General features: G+C 56.5%; 22 protein-coding genes. 10 read left to right on the top strand and 12 right to left on the bottom strand.

Going from position 1 to position 20,908, the window contains the following annotated elements; all coding sequences use genetic code 11:
- Positions 1 to 76 precede the first annotated feature (76 nt).
- The gene (gene fadR, locus H2Z33_RS18010) at positions 77 to 796 is read right to left on the bottom strand and encodes a fatty acid metabolism transcriptional regulator FadR (RefSeq protein WP_015570315.1); all 720 of its coding nucleotides are present in this window, start codon (positions 794 to 796) and stop codon (positions 77 to 79) included.
- A gap of 201 nt (positions 797 to 997) precedes the next feature.
- Here fadR and nhaB point away from each other — a divergent pair, with 201 nt between their 5' ends.
- Both nhaB and dsbB read left to right on the top strand, forming a co-directional pair.
- A complete protein-coding gene (gene nhaB, locus H2Z33_RS18005; protein ID WP_063134696.1) occupies positions 998 to 2,536 on the top strand; it encodes a Na(+)/H(+) antiporter NhaB in 1,539 nt (512 codons plus the stop codon).
- Positions 2,537 to 2,582: 46 nt separating this feature from the next.
- The gene (gene dsbB / locus H2Z33_RS18000) at positions 2,583 to 3,113 is read left to right on the top strand and encodes a disulfide bond formation protein DsbB (protein ID WP_063134697.1); all 531 of its coding nucleotides are present in this window, start codon (positions 2,583 to 2,585) and stop codon (positions 3,111 to 3,113) included.
- Positions 3,114 to 3,212: 99 nt separating this feature from the next.
- Here dsbB and H2Z33_RS17995 read toward each other — a convergent pair whose 3' ends face one another.
- From H2Z33_RS17995 to H2Z33_RS17985, 3 genes are all read right to left on the bottom strand, one after another.
- Positions 3,213 to 3,653: a YcgN family cysteine cluster protein gene (locus H2Z33_RS17995; protein ID WP_015570314.1), complete on the bottom strand. Its 441-nt coding sequence runs from the start codon at positions 3,651 to 3,653 to the stop codon at positions 3,213 to 3,215.
- 93 nt (positions 3,654 to 3,746) lie between these two features.
- On the bottom strand, positions 3,747 to 4,406 hold the full coding sequence (locus H2Z33_RS17990) for a fumarylacetoacetate hydrolase family protein (RefSeq protein WP_032619529.1): 660 nt from the start codon (positions 4,404 to 4,406) through the stop codon (positions 3,747 to 3,749).
- Between the two features lie 47 nt (positions 4,407 to 4,453).
- A complete protein-coding gene (locus H2Z33_RS17985; protein WP_015570312.1) occupies positions 4,454 to 4,729 on the bottom strand; it encodes a YcgL domain-containing protein in 276 nt (91 codons plus the stop codon).
- 123 nt (positions 4,730 to 4,852) lie between these two features.
- On the opposite strand from H2Z33_RS17985, the gene minC reads away from it, so the two are divergent.
- From minC to minE, 3 genes are read left to right on the top strand one after another with little or no spacing between them, the layout of a single operon-like run.
- Positions 4,853 to 5,560 (top strand): septum site-determining protein MinC, encoded by a 708-nt coding sequence (minC, locus tag H2Z33_RS17980; RefSeq protein ID WP_015570311.1) that lies wholly within the window; start codon positions 4,853 to 4,855, stop codon positions 5,558 to 5,560.
- 22 nt (positions 5,561 to 5,582) lie between these two features.
- Positions 5,583 to 6,395, top strand: a complete 813-nt coding sequence (minD, locus tag H2Z33_RS17975; RefSeq protein WP_003859938.1) for a septum site-determining protein MinD — start codon at positions 5,583 to 5,585, stop codon at positions 6,393 to 6,395.
- A 3-nt stretch (positions 6,396 to 6,398) separates the two neighbouring features.
- The gene (gene minE / locus H2Z33_RS17970) at positions 6,399 to 6,665 is read left to right on the top strand and encodes a cell division topological specificity factor MinE (protein ID WP_003859937.1); all 267 of its coding nucleotides are present in this window, start codon (positions 6,399 to 6,401) and stop codon (positions 6,663 to 6,665) included.
- An 86-nt stretch (positions 6,666 to 6,751) separates the two neighbouring features.
- Here minE and rnd read toward each other — a convergent pair whose 3' ends face one another.
- The 5 genes from rnd to H2Z33_RS17945 form a co-directional block, all read right to left on the bottom strand.
- Positions 6,752 to 7,867 carry a ribonuclease D gene (gene rnd / locus H2Z33_RS17965; protein WP_122959317.1) on the bottom strand — a complete coding sequence of 372 codons (1,116 nt, stop codon included), beginning with the start codon at positions 7,865 to 7,867 and terminating at the stop codon, positions 6,752 to 6,754.
- An 83-nt stretch (positions 7,868 to 7,950) separates the two neighbouring features.
- Complete coding sequence (gene fadD, locus H2Z33_RS17960) at positions 7,951 to 9,636, bottom strand: long-chain-fatty-acid--CoA ligase FadD (protein WP_017693264.1); 1,686 nt, start codon at positions 9,634 to 9,636, stop codon at positions 7,951 to 7,953.
- 203 nt (positions 9,637 to 9,839) lie between these two features.
- Complete coding sequence (locus tag H2Z33_RS17955) at positions 9,840 to 10,421, bottom strand: Slp family lipoprotein (RefSeq protein WP_015570309.1); 582 nt, start codon at positions 10,419 to 10,421, stop codon at positions 9,840 to 9,842.
- A 37-nt stretch (positions 10,422 to 10,458) separates the two neighbouring features.
- A complete protein-coding gene (gene tsaB / locus H2Z33_RS17950; RefSeq protein ID WP_063134699.1) occupies positions 10,459 to 11,154 on the bottom strand; it encodes a tRNA (adenosine(37)-N6)-threonylcarbamoyltransferase complex dimerization subunit type 1 TsaB in 696 nt (231 codons plus the stop codon).
- Between the two features lie 66 nt (positions 11,155 to 11,220).
- Complete coding sequence (locus H2Z33_RS17945; RefSeq protein ID WP_023296793.1) at positions 11,221 to 13,131, bottom strand: ATP-dependent DNA helicase; 1,911 nt, start codon at positions 13,129 to 13,131, stop codon at positions 11,221 to 11,223.
- A gap of 133 nt (positions 13,132 to 13,264) precedes the next feature.
- Between H2Z33_RS17945 and H2Z33_RS17940 the strand changes: the two genes are divergently transcribed.
- A complete protein-coding gene (locus H2Z33_RS17940; protein WP_063134700.1) occupies positions 13,265 to 13,609 on the top strand; it encodes a RidA family protein in 345 nt (114 codons plus the stop codon).
- Between the two features lie 5 nt (positions 13,610 to 13,614).
- Here the strand turns inward: H2Z33_RS17940 and H2Z33_RS17935 are convergent, their stop codons facing one another.
- Positions 13,615 to 13,797 (bottom strand): YoaH family protein, encoded by a 183-nt coding sequence (locus H2Z33_RS17935; protein WP_003859925.1) that lies wholly within the window; start codon positions 13,795 to 13,797, stop codon positions 13,615 to 13,617.
- A 61-nt stretch (positions 13,798 to 13,858) separates the two neighbouring features.
- Here H2Z33_RS17935 and pabB point away from each other — a divergent pair, with 61 nt between their 5' ends.
- The 4 genes from pabB (at position 13,859) to H2Z33_RS17915 (ending at position 19,045) form a co-directional block, all read left to right on the top strand.
- Positions 13,859 to 15,193: an aminodeoxychorismate synthase component 1 gene (pabB, locus tag H2Z33_RS17930; protein ID WP_063134701.1), complete on the top strand. Its 1,335-nt coding sequence runs from the start codon at positions 13,859 to 13,861 to the stop codon at positions 15,191 to 15,193.
- Entirely contained in the window at positions 15,190 to 15,768 is a 579-nt protein-coding gene (locus H2Z33_RS17925) for a CoA pyrophosphatase (RefSeq protein WP_017384324.1), read from the top strand. Before pabB ends, H2Z33_RS17925 begins: the two co-directional genes overlap by 4 nt.
- Positions 15,769 to 15,952: 184 nt before the next feature.
- Complete coding sequence (gene sdaA / locus H2Z33_RS17920; protein WP_045907225.1) at positions 15,953 to 17,317, top strand: L-serine ammonia-lyase; 1,365 nt, start codon at positions 15,953 to 15,955, stop codon at positions 17,315 to 17,317.
- A gap of 129 nt (positions 17,318 to 17,446) precedes the next feature.
- Positions 17,447 to 19,045 carry an EAL domain-containing protein gene (locus tag H2Z33_RS17915; protein WP_063134702.1) on the top strand — a complete coding sequence of 533 codons (1,599 nt, stop codon included), beginning with the start codon at positions 17,447 to 17,449 and terminating at the stop codon, positions 19,043 to 19,045.
- Between the two features lie 6 nt (positions 19,046 to 19,051).
- Here H2Z33_RS17915 and yoaE read toward each other — a convergent pair whose 3' ends face one another.
- On the bottom strand, positions 19,052 to 20,611 hold the full coding sequence (yoaE, locus tag H2Z33_RS17910; RefSeq protein WP_006810992.1) for a CNNM family cation transport protein YoaE: 1,560 nt from the start codon (positions 20,609 to 20,611) through the stop codon (positions 19,052 to 19,054).
- Positions 20,599 to 20,757 carry a protein YoaL gene (locus H2Z33_RS23605; RefSeq protein ID WP_371286258.1) on the bottom strand — a complete coding sequence of 53 codons (159 nt, stop codon included), beginning with the start codon at positions 20,755 to 20,757 and terminating at the stop codon, positions 20,599 to 20,601. The genes yoaE and H2Z33_RS23605 overlap by 13 nt, the downstream gene beginning before the upstream one ends.
- Between the last annotated feature and the right edge of the window lie 151 nt (positions 20,758 to 20,908).

Below are 20,908 nucleotides of genomic sequence, written 5' to 3'. Positions count from 1 at the left end.
CCTACGGGTTTTGTAGGCCCGGTAAGCAAAGCACCACCGGGCGAAAAAAAACCTCTCAATCGAGAGGTTTTTTATTTTAGCGACTCTGAATCGCTAAATCACCCGGCAGCGTTTTCTGCATCCGGTGCCAGATTTCACCGGAGTCGTGGCCGTAACGACGCACCGTTTCATAGACCTGATCGTGCAGCCCTTCGGTGCAGAGTTTGCTCAGTTTATGGTAGAAGCCGAGCGCCAGGCTGCGGGCTTCAGGGTTAGCAAAGTAGTGACGACCAATGCGCGTATATAACCCTTTCATTCCATTCAGGATCAGACCGTAAACCGGATTGCCGGAAGCAAACGCCAGACCGCGGAACACATTGTAATCCAGGGTCGCAAAGGCATCCGCGTGGTCTTCCACCTCATTAGCGGTGGCAAGCACCTTCAGCGCATCTTCAGGATGCTGACGAAACGCGGTGCGGATGAAAATGGTGGCGATGTTGGTGCGCACGGAAAGCAGATTATCAATCAGCTGCGGTACGCTTTCGTGGTCGAGACGCGCCAGCGTTTCCAGAATGTTCAGCCCGGACGTTTCCCAGAAGTTGTTCACCTTAGTGGGTTTGCCATGCTGTATCGTCAACCAGCCATCGCGCGCCAGACGCTGGAGCACTTCTCGCAGCGTGGTACGGGTGACGCCAATCAGTTCAGAGAGTTCGCGTTCAGCAGGTAGAATTGATCCCGCAGGGAAACGATTATTCCAGATGCTTTCAATGATGTACTCTTCCGCGAAACCCGCCGGGCTCTGCGCCTTAATGACCATAGTGAGATTTCCATTACACAGCTTTAGCAAATTGCACTCATCATACCAGAGGCGCGCAGAGGCAGATAGCGCAGCAGAGACAGAAAAGAGGGATCGCCGTTTCATTTTTATGAAATTTACAAATGGCTTAATCCCCCGCTCTGCCGCCATTTTTGCGTATACTGATGTCTTGTCTTATTTGACGGGTAAAGGACGTCTGTCGTGGAAATTTCATTTGGGCGCGCGCTGTGGCGCAACTTTTTAGGTCAGTCACCTGACTGGTACAAACTCACTTTACTGGTATTCCTGGTCGTTAATCCCGTTATCTTTTTGCTGGATCCCTTCGTTGCCGGGTGGATGTTGGTCGCAGAATTTATCTTTACCCTGGCGATGGCGCTGAAGTGCTATCCGCTGTTGCCCGGCGGGCTGCTGGCGCTGGAAGCCGTGGTCATCGGAATGACCAGCGCGGAGCATGTTAAAAACGAGATAGCGTCGAATCTTGAAGTCCTGCTGCTGCTGATCTTCATGGTGGCGGGGATCTACTTTATGAAGCAGCTTCTGCTGTTTATCTTCACCCGTTTGCTGCTGAGCATTCCGTCGAAAACGCTGCTCTCGCTGGCGTTTTGCCTCGCCGCAGCCTTCCTCTCTGCCTTCCTGGATGCGCTGACGGTCGTTGCGGTGGTGATCAGCGTCGCCGTCGGCTTTTACGGGATTTACCACCGGGTGGCCTCGTCTCGTCCCGGCGATAACTTGCAGGACGACAGCCACGTTGAGGCGCACAACCGCGATGTGCTGGAACAGTTCCGCGCGTTTCTGCGCAGCCTGATGATGCATGCGGGCGTGGGGACGGCGCTGGGCGGCGTGATGACCATGGTCGGGGAGCCGCAAAACCTGATTATCGCCAAAGCGGCTGAGTGGCATTTTGGCGAATTTTTCCTGCGCATGGCGCCCGTCAGCGTGCCCGTGCTGGTCTGCGGGTTAGCCACCTGTGTGCTGGTCGAAAAATTCAACCTCTTTGGGTATGGCGCGAAGTTGCCCGATCAGGTCCGCCAGGAGCTGCATAAGTTTGACGAGCAGAGCCGCAAACAACGCACGAGCCAGGAGACGCTGCGCCTGATTGCACAGGGTTTCATCGGCGTGTGGCTTATCGCGGCGCTGGCCTTCCACCTTGCCGAGGTGGGGCTGATTGGCCTGTCGGTAATTATCCTTGCAACCAGCCTGGGCGGCGTTACGGACGAACATGCTATCGGAAAAGCCTTTACCGAAGCGCTGCCGTTTACCGCCCTGCTGGCGGTGTTTTTCGCGGTCGTGGCGGTGATTATTGACCAACATCTGTTCGCGCCGATCATCGCGTTTGTGCTTCAGGCTACGCCAGATTCGCAGCTAACGCTGTTCTATTTGTTTAACGGTCTGTTGTCCTCTATATCCGATAACGTCTTTGTCGGGACGGTATACATCAATGAGGCCAAAGCCGCGATGGAGCAAGGGATTGTCAGCAGTGAACAGTTCGAGCTGCTGGCGGTGACGATCAACACCGGAACCAACCTCCCCTCCGTGGCAACCCCGAACGGTCAGGCGGCATTCCTCTTCCTGCTGACCTCGGCGCTGGCACCACTCATACGACTTTCTTATGGAAGAATGGTCTGGATGGCGCTGCCGTATACGCTGGTGCTTACCCTGGTTGGTTTGCTGTGCATCAAAATTACTCTCGTTCCCTGTACGCAATGGTTATTGCAAGCAGGTATACTTGCGGCGCATTAAAATTCGTTTACACTGCGCTGTCTAAGCATGTTCCAGGGAAATGATTATGTTGCGATTTTTGAACCAGTGCTCACGCGGTCGCGGAGCGTGGTTGTTGATGGCCCTGACCGCCTTTGCGCTGGAAATGGTCGCGCTGTGGTTTCAGCATGTGATGGGGCTGAAACCTTGCGTACTGTGTATTTATGAGCGTTGTGCGCTGTTCGGCATTATGGGCGCGGGTCTGGTAGGTGCGATTGCACCCAAATCACCGTTACGCTATGCGGCAATTGCCATCTGGCTATACAGCGCCGGGAAAGGGATTGCGCTTGCCTGGGAGCACACCCAGATGCAGCTTCACCCGTCGCCGTTTATGACCTGCGATTTTGCCGCCCGCTTCCCGAGCTGGCTGCCGCTGGATAAATGGCTGCCGCAGGTGTTTGTGGCCTCCGGTGACTGCTCTGTACGCCAGTGGGAGTTCCTGACGCTGGAGATGCCGCAGTGGCTGGTGGGCATTTTTGTCGCCTACTTTGTGGTGGCGCTGCTGGTGCTGATTGCCCAGCCGTTCAGACCAAAGAAACGCGATCTTTTTGGAAGGTAAAAGCAAAACGGCAACGTCAGTTTTGTAGATCGGGTAAGCGCAGCGCCACCCGACAAAATTGCGCACAATAAAAAACCCGCCTCGGCGGGTTTTTTATTGTCACCGATTAGGGTGATTCATAATGTGGTCTTCCCAGTCGCGCACCTCGGACTCTTTCACCGCAATGTGGCGCACGGAAATACGTTCACCGTGCATCGCCGCTTTCGACCCCGTCAACAGCGGATGCCATGTGGGCAGATCTTTTCCTTCCGCCAGCAGGCGATACGCGCAGGTATGCGGCAGCCACTCAAAGGTCGGCAGATTTTCACGGGTTAACTTGATGCAGTCCGGCTCATATTCGAAACGGCGCTCATAGTTGCGGCACTGGCAGGTTTTGATGTTTAACTGCTTGCAGGCTACGTTGGTGAAATAGATCTCGTCCGAATCTTCATCCATCAGCTTATGCAGGCAGCACTGCCCACAGCCGTCACACAACGATTCCCACTCCGCGTCGGTCATGTCGTCGAGAGTTTTGCTTTGCCAGAAAGGAATGTCGTTCATCGGGATGTCCACACGTCAAAATAGAGCGCACCTTATAACGAGTCTGGCACGTTGATGCAAGTTTTGCCGCCCTTTTCAGGCGGCAAGGTGCTTTTACAGCACGCGGGTTTTCAGCGACAGGCCGTTAAAACTGACGTCCAGTTCGTCGCCGCTAAGCAGCGGCCCCACACCTTCCGGAGTGCCGGTGAGGATCACGTCGCCAGGTTTCAGGGTGAAGAAGCGGCTCATGTAGGCAATCAGCGGAACGATCTTATGGATCATGTCAGCGGTTGTTCCCTGCTGGCGGATCTCGCCGTTGACCTTCAGGCTGAGCGGCGTGTTCTGCGGATCGTCGGTAAATTCACTCACCGGAACGAAACCGGAAATCGGGCATGAATTATCAAAACCCTTGGCTTTTTCCCACGGCTGCCCCGCTTTCTTCATTTTGCCCTGGACGTCACGCAGCGTCAGGTCGAGCGCGACACCGTAACCCGCAATCGCTTTCTCTACATGCTCTTCAGTTGCCTGGCGCAGCGTCGCGCCGATCAGCACCGCCAGCTCCACTTCATGATGCACCGAGCCCAGTCCCTGCGGCAGAACCAGCGGCTGGCGAATATCGCACAGTGCGGTTTCTGGCTTAATAAACAGAACCGGCTCTTCCGGCACGGCGCTGCCCATCTCCTGAATATGTTTTGCATAGTTGCTGCCCACGCAGACCACTTTGCTGACGGGATAATCCAGTAATGCACCTTGCCAGTTATGATGTTGATACATGGTCGACCCCTAATCGGTTGATGAGTTGTTCCCGGAAGGACCCGGGCTTATTTCTTTCCGCTCAGCTCAAGGTGCTGTTTTAATAAATTCTCCGGTGGCGGCGGAAGCTGTAAATAATAGCCCTGCTCGATTAACGCCTTTTTGACTTTCTCAAGATCGGCGTTCACCAGCTTCTTACGGCCGTCCAGCGGCAGCAGCATCGCCAGCTGCGGTCGGCCAAAGCTTTTCATTAATTCTTCAGGCACGCGGGAAAAATCGTCTTTCTTTTCGACATAAAGGTAGGTCTGGTCGCGGCTGGTACTTCTGTAGATCACACAAAACATGTTTTTACTCTGAATTAACGGGTGGTTGCTTGCCTCAATATACTCCTGACTATAACATGCCTGATACTCTTCGGAATATCGCGGCGATGTGTTGCGGTTAATAGCAAATTGAGTAAGGCCAGGATGTCAAATACGCCCATCGAGCTTAAAGGCAGTAGCTTCACCTTATCAGTGGTTCATTTGCATGATGCAAAACCCGAGGTTATTCGTCAGGCGTTAGAAGACAAAATCGCGCAGGCTCCCGCTTTTCTTAAGCATGCTCCTGTCGTCGTCAATGTAAGCGACCTTGAGGGGCCGGTTAACTGGAAGCGACTCCAGCAGGCCGTCGTCTCCACGGGGTTGCGCATCGTGGGTATTAGCGGCTGCAAAGACGCAGAGTTAAAAGCCGAAATTGAACGCGCGGGTTTGCCCTTGTTGAACGAGGGCAAAGAAAAAGCCCCGCGTGCAACGCCTGCAACCGTTCCCGCTCCCCCGCCTCCGGCGCAAAATGTAGCCCCAGTCACAAAAACGCGATTGATTGATCTGCCGGTTCGTTCCGGTCAGCGCATTTATGCGCCAAACTGTGATCTGATTGTTACAAGCCACGTCAGTGCGGGCGCAGAACTGATTGCAGATGGCAATATTCACGTTTACGGTATGATGCGTGGGCGTGCGCTTGCGGGCGCCAGCGGCGATCGAGAAGCACAAATTTTTTGTACTCACCTGACGGCAGAACTGGTGTCTATCGCAGGTGAATATTGGCTGAGCGATAAAATCCCAGCCGAATTTTATGGCAAAGCGGCCCGTCTGCAACTGGCAGATAACGCTTTGACCGTTCAACCGTTAAATTGATCCCTTTTAACAAGGAATTTCTATGGCACGCATTATTGTTGTGACTTCGGGTAAAGGAGGCGTTGGCAAGACCACCTCCAGCGCGGCCATCGCTACTGGTTTGGCCCAGAAGGGAAAGAAAACCGTCGTAATCGACTTCGATATCGGTCTGCGTAACCTGGACCTGATCATGGGTTGCGAGCGTCGCGTGGTGTATGACTTCGTGAACGTCATTCAGGGCGATGCCACCCTTAACCAGGCGCTGATTAAAGATAAGCGTACCGAGAACCTCTACATTCTTCCGGCGTCCCAGACCCGTGATAAAGACGCCCTGACCCGCGAAGGCGTGGAAAAGGTGCTCGACGATCTGAAAAAGATGGAGTTCGACTTCGTGGTCTGCGACTCCCCGGCCGGTATCGAAACAGGGGCTTTGATGGCGCTCTACTTCGCGGATGAAGCCATCATCACCACCAACCCGGAAGTCTCGTCAGTACGTGACTCCGACCGTATTCTCGGCATTCTGGCCTCGAAATCCCGTCGCGCGGAAAATGGCCAGGAGCCAATCAAAGAGCACCTGCTGCTGACCCGCTACAACCCGGGCCGGGTGAACAAAGGTGACATGCTGAGCATGGAAGACGTGCTGGAGATCCTGCGCATCAAACTGGTTGGCGTGATCCCGGAAGATCAGTCCGTGTTGCGCGCCTCTAACCAGGGCGAGCCCGTGATCCTGGATACACAGGCAGACGCAGGTAAAGCGTATGCGGATACCGTTGACCGTCTGCTGGGAGAAGAACGTCCTTTCCGCTTCATTGAAGAAGAGAAGAAAGGTTTCCTCAAACGCCTGTTCGGAGGATAAGTTATGGCATTACTGGACTTTTTTCTCTCGCGGAAAAAAAGCACCGCCAACATCGCAAAAGAACGTCTGCAAATCATTGTGGCGGAACGTCGTCGTAGCGACGCCGAACCGCACTACCTGCCGCAGCTGCGCAAAGACATTCTGGAAGTGATCTGCAAATACGTGCAGATTGACCCGGAAATGGTCACCGTTCAGCTGGAGCAAAAAGACGGGGATATTTCGATTCTGGAGCTGAACGTGACGCTTCCGGAAGCGGAAGAGTCGCGTTAATCCGTTTGTGGTTTTGTAGGCCGGGTAAGCATCGCGCCGCCCGGCAATTTCCCCGGTGGCGCTGCGCTTACCGGGGCTACAATTCTTTAGCGCGGATACCCTTCCAGCAGGGTATTCAGGCGTTCGGCCATCAGTTCCCCCCGCCATCCGGCGACCAGTTCCGGTAAACCATTTTGCGGTTTCAACTTCCAGTGCCAGTTCAGCAGCTGGTTAATCTGACGACGTGAAGCCAGCAGTTCGGCACTCAGTTTGCTTTCCCCCGCCACCGTCTGCACCAGCGCTTTGATGTCTTTGAACGCCTTACGGTAGCCCGGCATATCCATCAGGTTAAGCAGCGGTTCTGGCAGTGCGTCCTCCGGCAGTTGCTGAGCTTTCTCTACCAGCGCGAGCAGCGTTTTACCGTGGAAACGGATCTCACTTCCGGAAAGGCCAATGCTGTCCAGTTCACCAAGGCTACCCGGCATATAGCGCGCCACCGCCCACAGGTGTTCTTCACGCACCACGAAGTTAACCGCCAGATCGCGCTCACGCGCTTTACGCAGACGCCAGTCAGCCAGCAATTGCAGACAGGCCAGTTGACGGGTGCGCAGCTGCCAGGCGTTAGTGATGTCACGCCAGGCTTCTTTCGGATCAACCACTTCCTGGCGACGCTGCTGCGTCATGCGGCACTCGTCCAGTGCGGCAGACAGCCAACCGGACGCCTCAGCCTCTTTCATGAGCTGGCCGGCAATTGGAAGAAGATAAAAGACGTCTGCCGCGGCGTATTCAAGCTGACGCGCCGTCAGCGGGCGCGCGAGCCAGTCGGTACGCGATTCGCTCTTATCCAGCGTCAGACCGGTGTACTCTTCCACCATCGCCGCAAAACCCCAGGAGAGCGGACGACCGCTGAACGCCGCGAGGATCTGGGTATCAATCAGCGGCTGCGGCATGATGCCAAAGGTGTTGAGAAATACTTCCAGATCTTCACTGCCCGCGTGCAGATATTTGGTCACGGCGGTATCCAGCAACAGCTCGCGCATTGGTGCCCAGTCGGTAATGCCGAGGGGGTCAATCAACGACACGTGTTTGCCGTCATACATCTGAATCAGACCCAGCTGCGGATAGTACGTTCGGGTGCGGACAAATTCCGTATCCAGGGCGATAGCGGGAAATTCACGCGTCACCTCGCACAGCGAAGCCAGCTCGTCGTTGGTAGTGATCATCTGGTAATTCAAATCGGACTCTCTTTTGTTTGCGCCCATAAAAAACGCCGGATTAACCGGCGTCTGGGCGATTAACGTGAAGCTCAGGCCTTATTGTCCACTTTGGCACGGGCTTCGTCACGTAATTCTCGTCGTAATATCTTCCCGACGTTGGATTTCGGCAGCTCATCCCGGAATTCCACTAGCTTCGGCACTTTATAGCCCGTCAGCTGACGGCGACAAAACGTTATCAGCGCATCCTCGGTCAGAGAAGGATCTTTCTTGACCACAAATATCTTCACCGCTTCACCGCTGCTGCCGGAGGGAACGCCCACCGCCGCTACTTCCAGCACGCCGCTGTGCTGCATCACCACGTCTTCGATTTCGTTCGGATAGACGTTGAACCCTGACACCAGGATCATATCTTTCTTGCGATCGACGATGCGCAGGAAGCCTTCGTCATCCATCACCGCGATGTCGCCCGTGTGCAGCCAGCCGTCTTTGATGATCTCATCCGTGGCATCCGGACGTTGCCAGTAGCCCAGCATCACCTGCGGCCCTCTGACGCACAGCTCTCCTGGCTCGCCGTGAGGCACTTCGTTATCCTCATCATCCACCAGTTTTGCTTCCGTCGACGGGACCGGCAGACCGATACTGCCGCTGTGATAGTCGATATCATGCGGGTTAACGCTGACCAGCGGGGCGCACTCCGTCAGGCCATAGCCTTCCAGCAGATACTGCCCGGTGAGTTTCACCCAGCGCTCGGCAACCGCCTGCTGAACTGGCATCCCGCCACCCGCAGAGAGGTGCAGCGTGGAGAAATCGAGCTGCTGGAACTCTTTATTGTTAAGCAGCGCGTTAAACAGGGTGTTCACGCCAGTCATGGCGGTGAACGGGTATTTCGCCAGCTCTTTGACCAGCCCCGGAATGTCGCGCGGGTTGGTGATCAATACGTTTTGACCGCCAAGCTCAATAAACAGCAGGCAGTTCATGGTCAGCGCAAAAATGTGATACAGCGGAAGCGCGGTGATCACCAGCTCCTTGCCCGGGTGCAGCAGCGGCCCGTAGGTGGCATTAACCTGCTCAAGGTTCGCCAGCATATTTCGGTGGGTCAGCATCGCCCCTTTCGCCACGCCGGTGGTACCGCCCGTGTATTGCAGAAATGCCAGATCCTCGGACACGATCTCCGGCTTCACGTACTGCATCCGGTAGCCCGCATGCAGGGCGCGGCGGAAAGAGATGGCATCCGGCAGGTGGTATTTCGGCACCAGCCGCTTAACGTATTTAACGACAAAGTTGACCAGCGTACCTTTCGCGGTAGAGAGCTGGTCGCCCATGCGCGTCAGGATGACGTGTTTAACCTGGGTTCTTTCAACGACTTTTTCCAGCGTGTGGGCAAAGTTGGAGACAATCACAATCGCCGCCGCGCCGCTGTCATTCAACTGATGTTCCAGCTCGCGCGGGGTATAGAGCGGGTTAACGTTAACCACGATCATCCCTGCCCTGAGGATCCCGAACAGCGCCACCGGGTATTGCAGCAGGTTTGGCATCATCAGCGCGACGCGATCCCCTTTCTGCAAGCCCAACCCTTCCTGTAAATAGGCTGCAAACGCCCGGCTGCGCTCTTCCAGCTTACGGAAGGTCATCACTTCGCCCATATTCACAAATGCAGGCTGGTCAGCGTAACGCCGTACCGAGTGTTCAAATAATTCAATCAGGGATTGATAACGGTCAGGATTGATCTCCGCAGGGACATCCGCGGGATAACGGTTAAGCCAAACCTTTTTCAATGCATCACCTCTGAAATGAGTGTTCGTCGTCATCACAGCCCCGATAATAAACAGTTTGTTAACATTATATTAACTCAGCGTACCAGTTTATTAATTGTTCAGATTGCAGGTTGCGAAGCGCGTCACTCTTTTTTTTCGTTTTATCCGTAAAAAAACAGAGACAGCGGCTGAGCCGCTGTCTCTTTCCTAACAATAACAGTAAGTTACTCAGTTACGATTGTTTGAACCTGTGCAGGGCCTGGATTGTACCAACCCCAGCCACCGTAGCCGTAACGATACGGATGCGGTCCCCACATCCACGGATCGATTGGCTGTGGCGGCATCACCACCTGCTGGGCGATACGCCAGCGTTTGTAGCCGTTCACCTGCATGGTCATAAATTTGTATGGCGTATTGCCGATTTTCCCCGCCACCGAACCGGTAATCGGCCCGACGACGGTTACCAGCTGCCCGCGGAAATCTACCGGATCGAGGAAGCCGCTGACGTCAGCGTAGATCCGCCCGCGCGAGGCTTCACCCAGAACAGGCCGCGCGCCGTCGTCCAGCGGGACAGTGGCAATCTCCAGCCGGGTTTTCCCCTGCTGGTTTAGCACTTCAACCACCTTGCCGCCAAACCGCGCTTCCTGCCCGACATACAACTCCGGGGCATTCATCACGCGTACCAGATCCTGCTGTGGCGTCGGGCTGGTGCCCTTGATCGCATCAGGAACGGTGACGCACCCGCTCAGTGCTATGGCAACCGCGCCTGCCATAAGAAAGCGTACAACTTTAGTCTGAACCGCCATGATGCGACTCCTTTTTCTCAGTTCCTGTTACTGAGATTCACTCGCGGCCAGGAAGTTTCTTCCACGCGACGGTGTTTCGTAAATAAACCGGTTCAGCATGTTCAACCGCCACGGTTTTTCCTGCGGCAAGCAGCTGACAGGCAATCGGCAGCATATCTTCGGCGGCAGGCAGGAGCATGTTACCGTCCACCAGCGTAAGGCCGGTGTCCTTCGCCATCTCAGGCCATGCCGGCCAGCCGGTTCCGACCGTCGCCCACTCACCGGAGAGCTGCTTCAGGCGCCCGGTGACGGCTTCAGGTTTAAGCACCGCTTCCGTCTCTTCGCCGTGCCAGACGCCGTTTTCGTCACGGGTGTACTCCGCCCAGTAGACTTCCCCCATGCGGGCATCAATCGCAGCCAGCACGCGGGTGGCCCCGGTCATGCGCCAGGCGCCCTGAGCCATGGTCGCAAGCGTTGAGACGCCGATCATCGGCAGGTCAGCGCCCAGCGCCAGCCCCTGCGCAATGCCAATCCCGATACGTACGCCCGTAAAGCTGCCCGGACCACGGCCGTAGGCCAGCGCGTCGAGGTCGGTTAAGGAGGTGTTGCCCTCGGTTAAAATGGTTTTTACCAGGGGCAGAATACGTTGGGTGTGTTCCCGTGGGCACTCTTCAAAATGAGCAAAAGTCGTACCGTCGTTCCACAGGGCAACGGAACAGGCCTCTGTCGTGGTATCAATAGCCAGAATTCGCATCAGTCGTCGCGCTCTCGCAATGGTCAGTCACAAAATGGCGCGCATCTTAACACACTCCGGGAAGAATTACTCCGCCGTCGGGTTCGCCAGGAAGCGGACCGCGCGTTTAATATCCCGCGTGCGCGGCGCGGGCGGCAGGCTGGCGAGGAAGGTGGCGCCGTAGGGACGCATCACCAGGCGGTTGTCGCAGATCACCAGCACCCCGCGGTCGGTGACGTCGCGGATCAGTCGCCCTACCCCCTGTTTAAGCGTGATGACCGCGTCCGGCAGCTGGACGTCGTCGAACGGATCGCCCCCGCGCAGACGGCAATCCTCCATGCGCGCTTTCAGGAGCGGATCGTCCGGCGATGTGAACGGCAGCTTATCGATAATCACCAGCGAGAGCGTATCGCCGCGCACGTCCACCCCTTCCCAGAAGCTGCTGGTCGCCACCAGCAGGGCATTACCGGCGCTGACAAACTGCTGGAGCAGCTGGCCTTTGCTGGTTTCCCCCTGCAACAGCACCGGTAGCGTCATGGTGGCGCGGAACTGCTCGGCCAGTTCGCGCATCATGGCGTGTGAGGTGCAGAGCATAAAGCAGCGCCCGTTGTTGGCCTCAATCATCGGCTTCAGCATGGCCGCCAGATGGCGCGCCGCGCCCGGCTGGTTAGGCAGCGGCAGATTGCGCGGCACGCACAGCAGCGCCTGTTTCTCATAGTCGAACGGGCTCGGCAGAAGCAGGGATTCCGCCTGCTCAATGCCGAGGCGCTCGGTGAAGTGGTGCAGATCGTCATTGACCGACAGCGTGGCCGAGGTAAAGACCCAGGTGCCGGGCTTTTGCGCCATCACCTCTTTGAATTTATCAGCAACGGTCAGCGGCGTGAGCGCCAGGGTGAAGTGGCGCGAGGTACATTCGTACCAGTAGCTATAGCCCGGCTGGTTGATCTCTTTCAGCCGCTTCAGCCGCCCACGGTAGAGCGTGGCGCGCTCGAAAGCGGCGTCCAGCAGCGCTGAACGTCCGAGGGACAGCTTCGCCACGTCGTAACAGAGTTCAAGGGCATCATCGAGCAGCAGCAGCGCGCGCTGGATATTTTTGTCTGCGAGCAGTTCGCGCAGGTTGCCGCGATAGCCCGGCTCGCCAAGCTGTAAGCGGAAATCCTGTGCGCATTGCGCCAGGCGGTCCGCGCACTTCTGCAACTGCTGGGTATCTTTGAGTTCGGTGCGATAGGCAATGGTAATATCTTTCGCCAGATCCTGAAGCTGACGGCTGGAGAGCGACTGACCAAAATACTGGCTGGCGATGTCCGGTAGCTGATGGGCTTCATCGAAGATCATCACCTCCGCCTCCGGGATCAGCTCGCCGAAACCACTGTCCTTGACCACCATATCCGCAAGAAACAGGTGATGGTTCACCACCACCACGTCGGCGTCCATCGCGGTTTTACGCGCTTTCACCACAAAACAGTCCTTATACAGCGGGCAGTCGCTGCCGAGGCAGTTGTCATTGGTGCTGGTCACCAGCGGCCAGGCCGGGGAGTCTTCCGGCACGCTCGCGCAGGTGCTGATGTCCCCCTCCTCCGTCTGGTTGGCCCAGGCGCGCAGGACGATCACATCGCTCAGGGTTTGTACCGGCAGGTCGCCGCCCGCCAGCGCCTGCTGTTCAAGACGCTCCAGACACAGGTAGTTAGAACGCCCTTTCAGCAAGGCCAGACGCCCTTTGTATTTCAGCGCTTTCGCCACCGTGGGTAAATCGCGGCTGTAGAGCTGATCCTGGAGCGCTTTTGATCCCGTAGAGATGATCACCTTTTTTTTCGCCCGCAGCGCAGGAGCGAGGTAAGCATACGTTTTCCCCGTACCGGTGCCGGCCTCCACGACCAGCGGCTGCGCCTTGTCGATGGCGTGCGCGACGGCATGCGCCATCTGACGTTGGGGTTCGCGCGGTTTAAAGCCGGGAATAGCCTGTGCTAACTGACCTTCTGGGGAAAAATCGTCTGCCACGGTGTTCTCTCACTGTATTTTTGCACAGGGATTATGTCAGCCCCTTCTCTCCGGTGCCACCCCAAATAGTGACGACGGCGGAACATTATGGCAGTCTTGCCGCCTGACGACGAAAGATAACGAGGATACGTTTATGACAATTACGCGCATTGATGCCGAAGCCCGCTGGTCTGATGTGGTGATCCACAACCAGACGCTGTACTACACCGGCGTCCCTGCCAATCTGCACGCCGACGCCTTCGAGCAGACCGCCAACACCCTGGCGCAGATCGAAGCCGTACTGGAAAAACAGGGCAGCGACAAATCCCGCATTCTGGATGCGACGATTTTTCTGGCGAATAAAGACGATTTCGCGGCGATGAATAAAGCCTGGGATGCGTGGGTGGTGGCGGGTCACGCGCCTGTACGCTGCACCGTACAGGCCACGCTGATGAAACCGGAATATAAGGTTGAGATCAAGATTATCGCGGCAGTGTAAGCCGGTTATTCTTCATCTTCATCCTCAAAGCGCGCCACGATCCGCTCGCCGGTATGGGTGGCGCGAAGTTCTTCCGCGACCTGGGAAATTGCCTGTCCGCTGCTCATCCCCTGGGACATCAGCTCCTGAATACGTTCAACGGCTTTCTGCTGTTGGTCATGGCTGAGAGAAGGTAAACCTGCAAACATCGTTAACTCCTGCTAAATTATTCGCGCTAATTATTTCACGCTGCCCGGTAGTATGCCATACATGAACATGCGCTTCCCCACTGTTATGACCTTGCCCTGGCGTGCAGACGCCGCCGAGTTCTGGTTTGCCCGTCTGAGCCACCTGCCTTTTGCGATGCTCCTGCACTCCGGGCATGCGGATCATCCCTACAGCCGCTTTGACATTCTGGTGGCCGACCCGGTTAAAACGCTGACGACCGATGCGCTGTCGCCAACTGACGATCCGCTGATGCGGCTCCAGAACGAGATCCATACTCTGGGCTTTTCTGCCACACCGGATCCGGATCTGCCTTTCCAGGGGGGCGCGCTGGGCCTGTTTGGTTACGATCTGGGTCGCCGTTTCGAAAAGCTGCCCGAGCATGCGCAGGCGGATATTTCCCTGCCGGATATGGCGGTGGGGCTGTATGACTGGGCGCTGATCGTGGATCACCGTAAGCAGACGGTTTCTCTGCTAAGCCACCGGGACGTGCAGGCGCGTCTGGCCTGGCTTGAGGCGCAACGGCCCGCCGCCCCGGAACGCTTTATGCTAACCTCCGGCTGGCGCTCGAACATGAGCGCGGAGGAATACGCGGAAAAATTCTCCCGCGTGCAGGCGTATCTTCACAGCGGCGACTGTTATCAGGTCAACCTCGCCCAGCGTTTCCAGGCGGCATACGAGGGAGACGAATGGCAGGCGTTTACCCGCCTCAATGCCAGCAATAAGGCCCCGTTCAGCGCATTTTTACGCCTTGAACACGGCGCCATCCTCAGCCTTTCGCCTGAGCGTTTTATTCACCTGGCTGACGGTATGATTCAGACCCGCCCGATAAAGGGCACCCTGCCGCGCCTTGCGGATGCCGACGCCGACCGTCAGCAGGCGGAGACGCTGGCGGCCTCGCCGAAAGATCGCGCTGAAAACCTGATGATTGTCGATCTGATGCGCAATGATATTGGCCGCGTCGCCGAGCCGGGCAGCGTGCGCGTGCCGGAGCTGTTCGTCGTGGAGCCATTCCCGGCGGTGCATCATCTGGTCAGCACCATCACCGCACGTCTGCCGGCCTCGCGAACCGCCTGCGATCTGCTCCGCGCCGCGTTTCCGGGCGGCTCCATTACCGGCGCGCCGAAGGTCCGGGCGATGGAGATCATCGACGAACTGGAACCGCATCGCCGCAACGCCTGGTGCGGCAGCATCGGCTATGTGAGTCTGTGCGGCACCATGGATACCAGCATCACTATTCGCACCCTGACGGCCTGCGACGGTAACCTGTACTGTTCCGCAGGCGGTGGCATTGTGGCCGACAGCCAGGCGGAGGCGGAATATCAGGAAACCTTTGATAAAGTGAATCGTATCCTGAAACAACTGGAGAACTCACGGTGAAGAAAGACAACCTGACGCTGGATGATTTTCTGTCGCGCTTTCAGCTTCTGCGGCCCCAGGTTAACCGCGCCACGCTGAATCAACGTCAGGCGGCGGTGCTGATCCCGGTCGTGCGTCGTGAGCAGCCGGGTCTGTTGCTTACCCAGCGCTCACCGCATATGCGAAAACACGCCGGTCAGGTTGCGTTCCCGGGCGGCGCGGTGGACAGCACCGATGCATCCCTGATTGCCGCCGCACTGCGCGAAGCGCATGAGGAAGTGGCGATCCCTCCGGAGGCGGTCGAGGTGATCGGCGTGCTGCCGCCAGTGGACAGCGTAACCGGTTTTCAGGTCACGCCGGTCGTTGGCATTATTCCGCCCGATCTTCAGTATCACGCCAGCGTCGATGAAGTTTCAGCGGTATTCGAAATGCCGCTGGAAGAGGCCCTTCGTCTGGGTCGCTATCACCCGCTGGATATTCACCGCCGCGGACACGATCATCGGGTCTGGCTGTCGTGGTATCAGCATTATTTTGTCTGGGGCATGACGGCAGGCATCATTCGTGAGCTGGCCCTGCAAATCGGCCTGAAGCCTTGACTATACTTTACATTCCACCCTTTTCTGGCAGGTTTGCGATCGGCGTCGCGCTATTAGCAAAACCATCGTTAACCATTAGTTTAATTCATGTGAATAGTTAAGCCGAGGTTGGTGTTCCCTCTTACACTATGCGCAGTTATAACATCGTTACTGGAACCCCAGTAACCCTGTCAGGAGTGTGAAAGTGATTAGTATATTCGACATGTTCAAAGTGGGGATTGGTCCATCTTCTTCCCACACTGTAGGGCCGATGAAGGCCGGTAAACAGTTCGTCGATGATCTGGTCGAAAAAGGATTACTGGAAAGCGTTACCCGTGTCGCCGTAGACGTTTACGGTTCACTGTCATTAACGGGTAAAGGCCACCACACCGATATCGCCATTATTATGGGTCTGGCGGGCAATATGCCGGACACAGTTGATATTGATGCCATTCCGGCATTTATCCGCGACGTGGAAACGCGCGGTCGTTTGCTGCTGGCTAACGGCCAGCACGAAGTGGACTTCCCGCAGGATGACGGGATGCGTTTTCGTAGCGACAACCTGCCGCTGCATGAAAACGGCATGACCATCCACGCCTGGAGTGGCGAAAAAGAGATCTACAGCAAAACTTACTACTCCATCGGCGGCGGCTTTATCGTTGACGAAGAACACTTTGGTAAAGAGAGCGCGGGCGACGTCAATGTGCCCTATCCGTTTAAATCGGCCACCGAGATGCTGGGCTACTGCAAAGAGACCGGTCTGTCCCTGTCAGGCATGGTGATGCAGAACGAACTGGCGCTGCACAGCAAGAAAGAGATCGAAGACTATTTTGCTAACGTGTGGCAAACCATGCGCGCCTGTATTGACCGCGGGATGAACACCGAGGGTGTTCTGCCTGGGCCACTGCGCGTGCCGCGTCGTGCCTCTGCTCTGCGCCGCATGCTGGTCACTACCGACAAGTTCTCCAATGACCCAATGAACGTGGTCGACTGGGTGAACATGTTTGCCCTCGCGGTTAACGAAGAGAACGCAGCGGGTGGTCGCGTCGTGACGGCGCCGACCAACGGCGCGTGCGGTATCGTTCCGGCGGTGCTGGCCTATTACGATCACTTTATTGAGCCCGTGACGCCGGACATCTATATCCGTTATTTCCTCGCGGCAGGTGCTATCGGCACGCTGTACAAGATGAATGCGTCCATCTCCGGTGCTGAAGTGGGCTGTCAGGGTGAAGTGGGCGTGGCCTGCTCTATGGCAGCAGCGGGTCTGGCGGAACTGCTGGGCGCCAGCCCTGAGCAGGTGTGCGTGGCGGCGGAAATCGGCATGGAGCACAACCTCGGTCTGACCTGTGACCCGGTTGCCGGCCAGGTGCAGGTGCCGTGCATTGAGCGTAACGCCATCGCCTCCGTCAAAGCGATCAACGCCTCGCGTATGGCGATGCGCCGTACCAGCGAGCCACGCGTGTCGCTGGATAAGGTTATTGAAACTATGTACGAAACCGGCAAGGACATGAACGCGAAGTACCGTGAGACCTCGCGCGGCGGTCTGGCCATTAAGGTGCAGTGCGACTAAGCCTTCCTTTCGCCCATCTGCAACGGATGGGCGAATTTTCCCCTCTCGTCTCGTCGCTTCACGTATTCCCCACTACACTGTCACTGTTGCGTCTGGCTTTTCCGGCCGGTGCTTAACAGGCGACCGTTCATGCAAACTGCACAAACGATCATTAAAGACTATCGCCGAAAACGCGTTATCGTCTGTGTCACGGTTGCGCTCGTTACGCTCGTCCTGACGCTGGGTATTCGCTTTATTTCACAGCGCAACATAAATCAGGATCGGATCCACGACTTTACCCACCACACCGTGCGTGCGCTTGATAAGGTGCTTCTTTCGTTAGAGGCCCAGCGGGAAACGCTACTTTCACTGGTTGGCATACCCTGTTCCGAAGCAAATCTGATCCTGCGAAAACAGGCGGCGCTCCTCCAGACCGTACGCTCCATCGCCCTCATTCAAGACGGAATACTGTATTGCTCAAGCGTCTTTGGCAGCCGTAATGTGCCCGTCAGTGAGTTTGTGCCGGAGCTGCCGGTCAGTGAATCCAGGCTGTTGCTGCTGACCGATCGGTGGCTGGTAAAAGGCAGCCCGGTACTGATTCAGTGGTCTCCCCTCGCGAGCGACGGCAACGACGGGGTGATGGAGGTGGTGAATATCGATCTCATCACTAAAATGATTCTCGAGCCGCAGCGGCCGCAGATCACCGACGTTGTCCTGAGAGTAGGAGATAACTTCCTCCGCGACGGGCAACAGGTGACGACTACGCCGACCTTCAATGAAAACGCCTCCCTGCTGGAACAATCGTCACAGCATTACCCTTTCAGCGTCACGGTGAGCGGCCCCGGGCCTAGCGAAATGGCGTTAAAAAATCTGCCCACCCAGCTGCCGCTGGCGTTAATGCTCAGCTTACTGATGGGCTATATCGCCTGGCTCGCCACCGCGCGGCGCATCAGTTTCACCTGGGAAATCAATATGGGAATTGCGGCCAGGGAGTTTGAGCTCTTCTGCCAGCCGCTGGTGAATGCCCGCACCCGGGAATGCGTCGGCGTCGAGATCCTCCTGCGCTGGAACAACCCGCGTCAGGGATGGATTTCGCCCGATGTCTTTATCCCTCTGGCCGAAGAACATAACCTGATTGTTCCGCTTACCCGCTACGTCATCAGCGAAACGGTGCGGCAGATAGGCTATTTCCCGGCCTCGCGCGATTTCCATATCGGCATTAACGTGGCCGCCAGCCATTTTCGCCGCGCTGCGCTGATCCAGGATCTCAACCGCATCTGGTTTAACGCCAGCCCTGTTCAACAGTTGATCGTGGAGTTAACCGAACGCGATGCGTTGCTGGATGTGGATTACCGCATCGTGCGGGAGCTGCACCGCAAAGGGGTGAAACTTGCGATTGATGATTTTGGTACCGGCAACAGCTCACTTTCATGGCTAGAAAAACTGCATCCGGATGTGCTGAAAATTGATAAATCCTTCACCACCGCGATCGGCACCGACGCCGTGAACTCAACGGTAACGGATATTATTATTGCGCTGGGTCAGCGGCTGAATATTGAACTGGTTGCGGAAGGGGTGGAAACCGAGGAGCAGTCACGCTACCTGCGCCGTCACAGCGTACATATTTTGCAGGGGTACTTGTATGCGCGGCCAATGCCGCTGCGCGAGTTTCCGAAATGGCTGGCGGAAAGTCACTCTCCGCCAGCCCGCCACAACGGACACATCGTGCCCTTACTGCCGTTACGCTAGATAGCGTTACTCTTCTTCGTCGTGTGCAGAGTGCTCTTTAACAATACGCACCATATCAACGCGATAGTCGTTGGCTTCGACGATGGTAATTTGCAGCGGCGGCAGCTCCAGCACATCACCAATACGCGGGATCTGCCCGTTAACGGCAATCACCAGCCCCGCGACGGTGGCAATGTCTTCATCATCATTGACCACGTTTTCGACGCCCAGCGTGTGCGAGAGCGCGTGCAGGTCGGTGGTGCCTTTCACCAGCCAGCCGTCACCGTCGGCAACGATTTCCGGGGTTTCATCCGCATCAGGGAATTCACCGGCAATGGCTTCCAGCACGTCCAGCGGCGTCACCAGGCCCTGTACCACACCAAATTCATTGGTGACGATAACAAAGCTCCCGCGGGCACGACGCAACACGCCCAGCAGGTTGATCGGATCCAGCGTCTCCGGTACCACGATGGCGGGCGACGCGGCCGCTACGGCCTCGACGTTAACGCCCTCTTCCAGCGCCACCAGCATCTCTTTCGCGCGTACCACACCGATAATCTCATCCAGCTCACCCCGGCAGACCGGGAACAGGCTGTGTGGCGAGGAGAGCAGCTGCTGACGAATTTCGTCGACGCTCAGGTTGGCGTCCACCCAGCTGATCTCACCGCGCGGCGTCATAATGCCGCGCAGGGAGCGGGAAGCCAGCGAAAGCACGCCGTTGATCATGTAGCGTTCTTCTTCCACAAACGCGCCTTCCGGCACCGGAACCGGGTTACGGTTCTCGTTATCAGCCTGCACGTTGACCTGACGACGTCCGCCCATCAGTCGCAGAATCGCATCTGCGGTACGGGCTCGCAGCGGCTGATTCGACTGCTGCTTAATAAAGTTACGGCGCGCAATCTGGTTAAACAGCTCGATCAGAATCGAGAAGCCAATCGCGGCGTACAGGTAGCCTTTCGGAATATGGAAGCCAAACCCTTCTGCCACCAGGCTCAGACCAATCATCAGCAGGAAGCTCAGACACAGCACAACGACCGTCGGATGCTGGTTGACGAAACGCGTCAGCGGTTTTGACGCCAGCAGCATTACCGCCATCGCAATCACCACCGCCGCCATCATCACCGGCAGATGGTTCACCATGCCGACCGCCGTAATCACCGCATCCAGTGAGAAGACCGCATCAAGCACCACAATCTGGAGAACAACCACCCAGAAGCTGGCGTAACCCTTACCGTGGCCATCATCGTGCTGCCGGTTCTCCAGCCGTTCATGCAGCTCTGTTGTGGCTTTGAACAGCAGGAACAGTCCCCCCACCAGCATGATTAAATCGCGGCCGGAGAAGGTGAAATCCATGACGGTGAACAGCGGCTTCGTCAGGGTAACCATCCACGAGATCACAGACAGCAAGCCCAGACGCATGATCAGCGCCAGCGAGAGGCCGATCAGACGGGCTTTATCACGCTGTTTCGGCGGCAGCTTATCCGCGAGGATGGCGATAAACACCAGGTTATCAATACCGAGAACGATCTCCAGCACGACCAGCGTAAGCAAGCCTACCCAGATTGACGGGTCCATTAAGAATTCCATGACACGCTCCTGCTAAAGGAATGACAAAACGGTGCCCCGCTAATTTCGGGCATTTCAAAGGGAATGAGAGTCGATGCGTGGCGAAGATCGCCGATGAATAAGGCGCGGAATGGCCTGGAAGATGACTGACGTCGGTGACGGTCCATATAGTGGGCTGTAGCCCTATACTCCTGAATAATTAAACGGACGCTAAACATATCAGAGACAATTGGTTTTTAGCAAAGATTTACGTTCCTTTGCAAACTTCTGTAACACACGCGGATTAACTTAAAGAAAAATCTGTAAGGCTTAGCTAAA

The sequence above is a fragment of the Enterobacter sp. YSU genome (genome assembly GCF_016082135.1).
Taxonomy (GTDB): domain Bacteria; phylum Pseudomonadota; class Gammaproteobacteria; order Enterobacterales; family Enterobacteriaceae; genus Enterobacter; species Enterobacter hormaechei_C.
The sequence above is the reverse complement of the archived record's forward strand: the minus strand, read 5'-3'. Positions and strand labels throughout refer to the sequence as shown.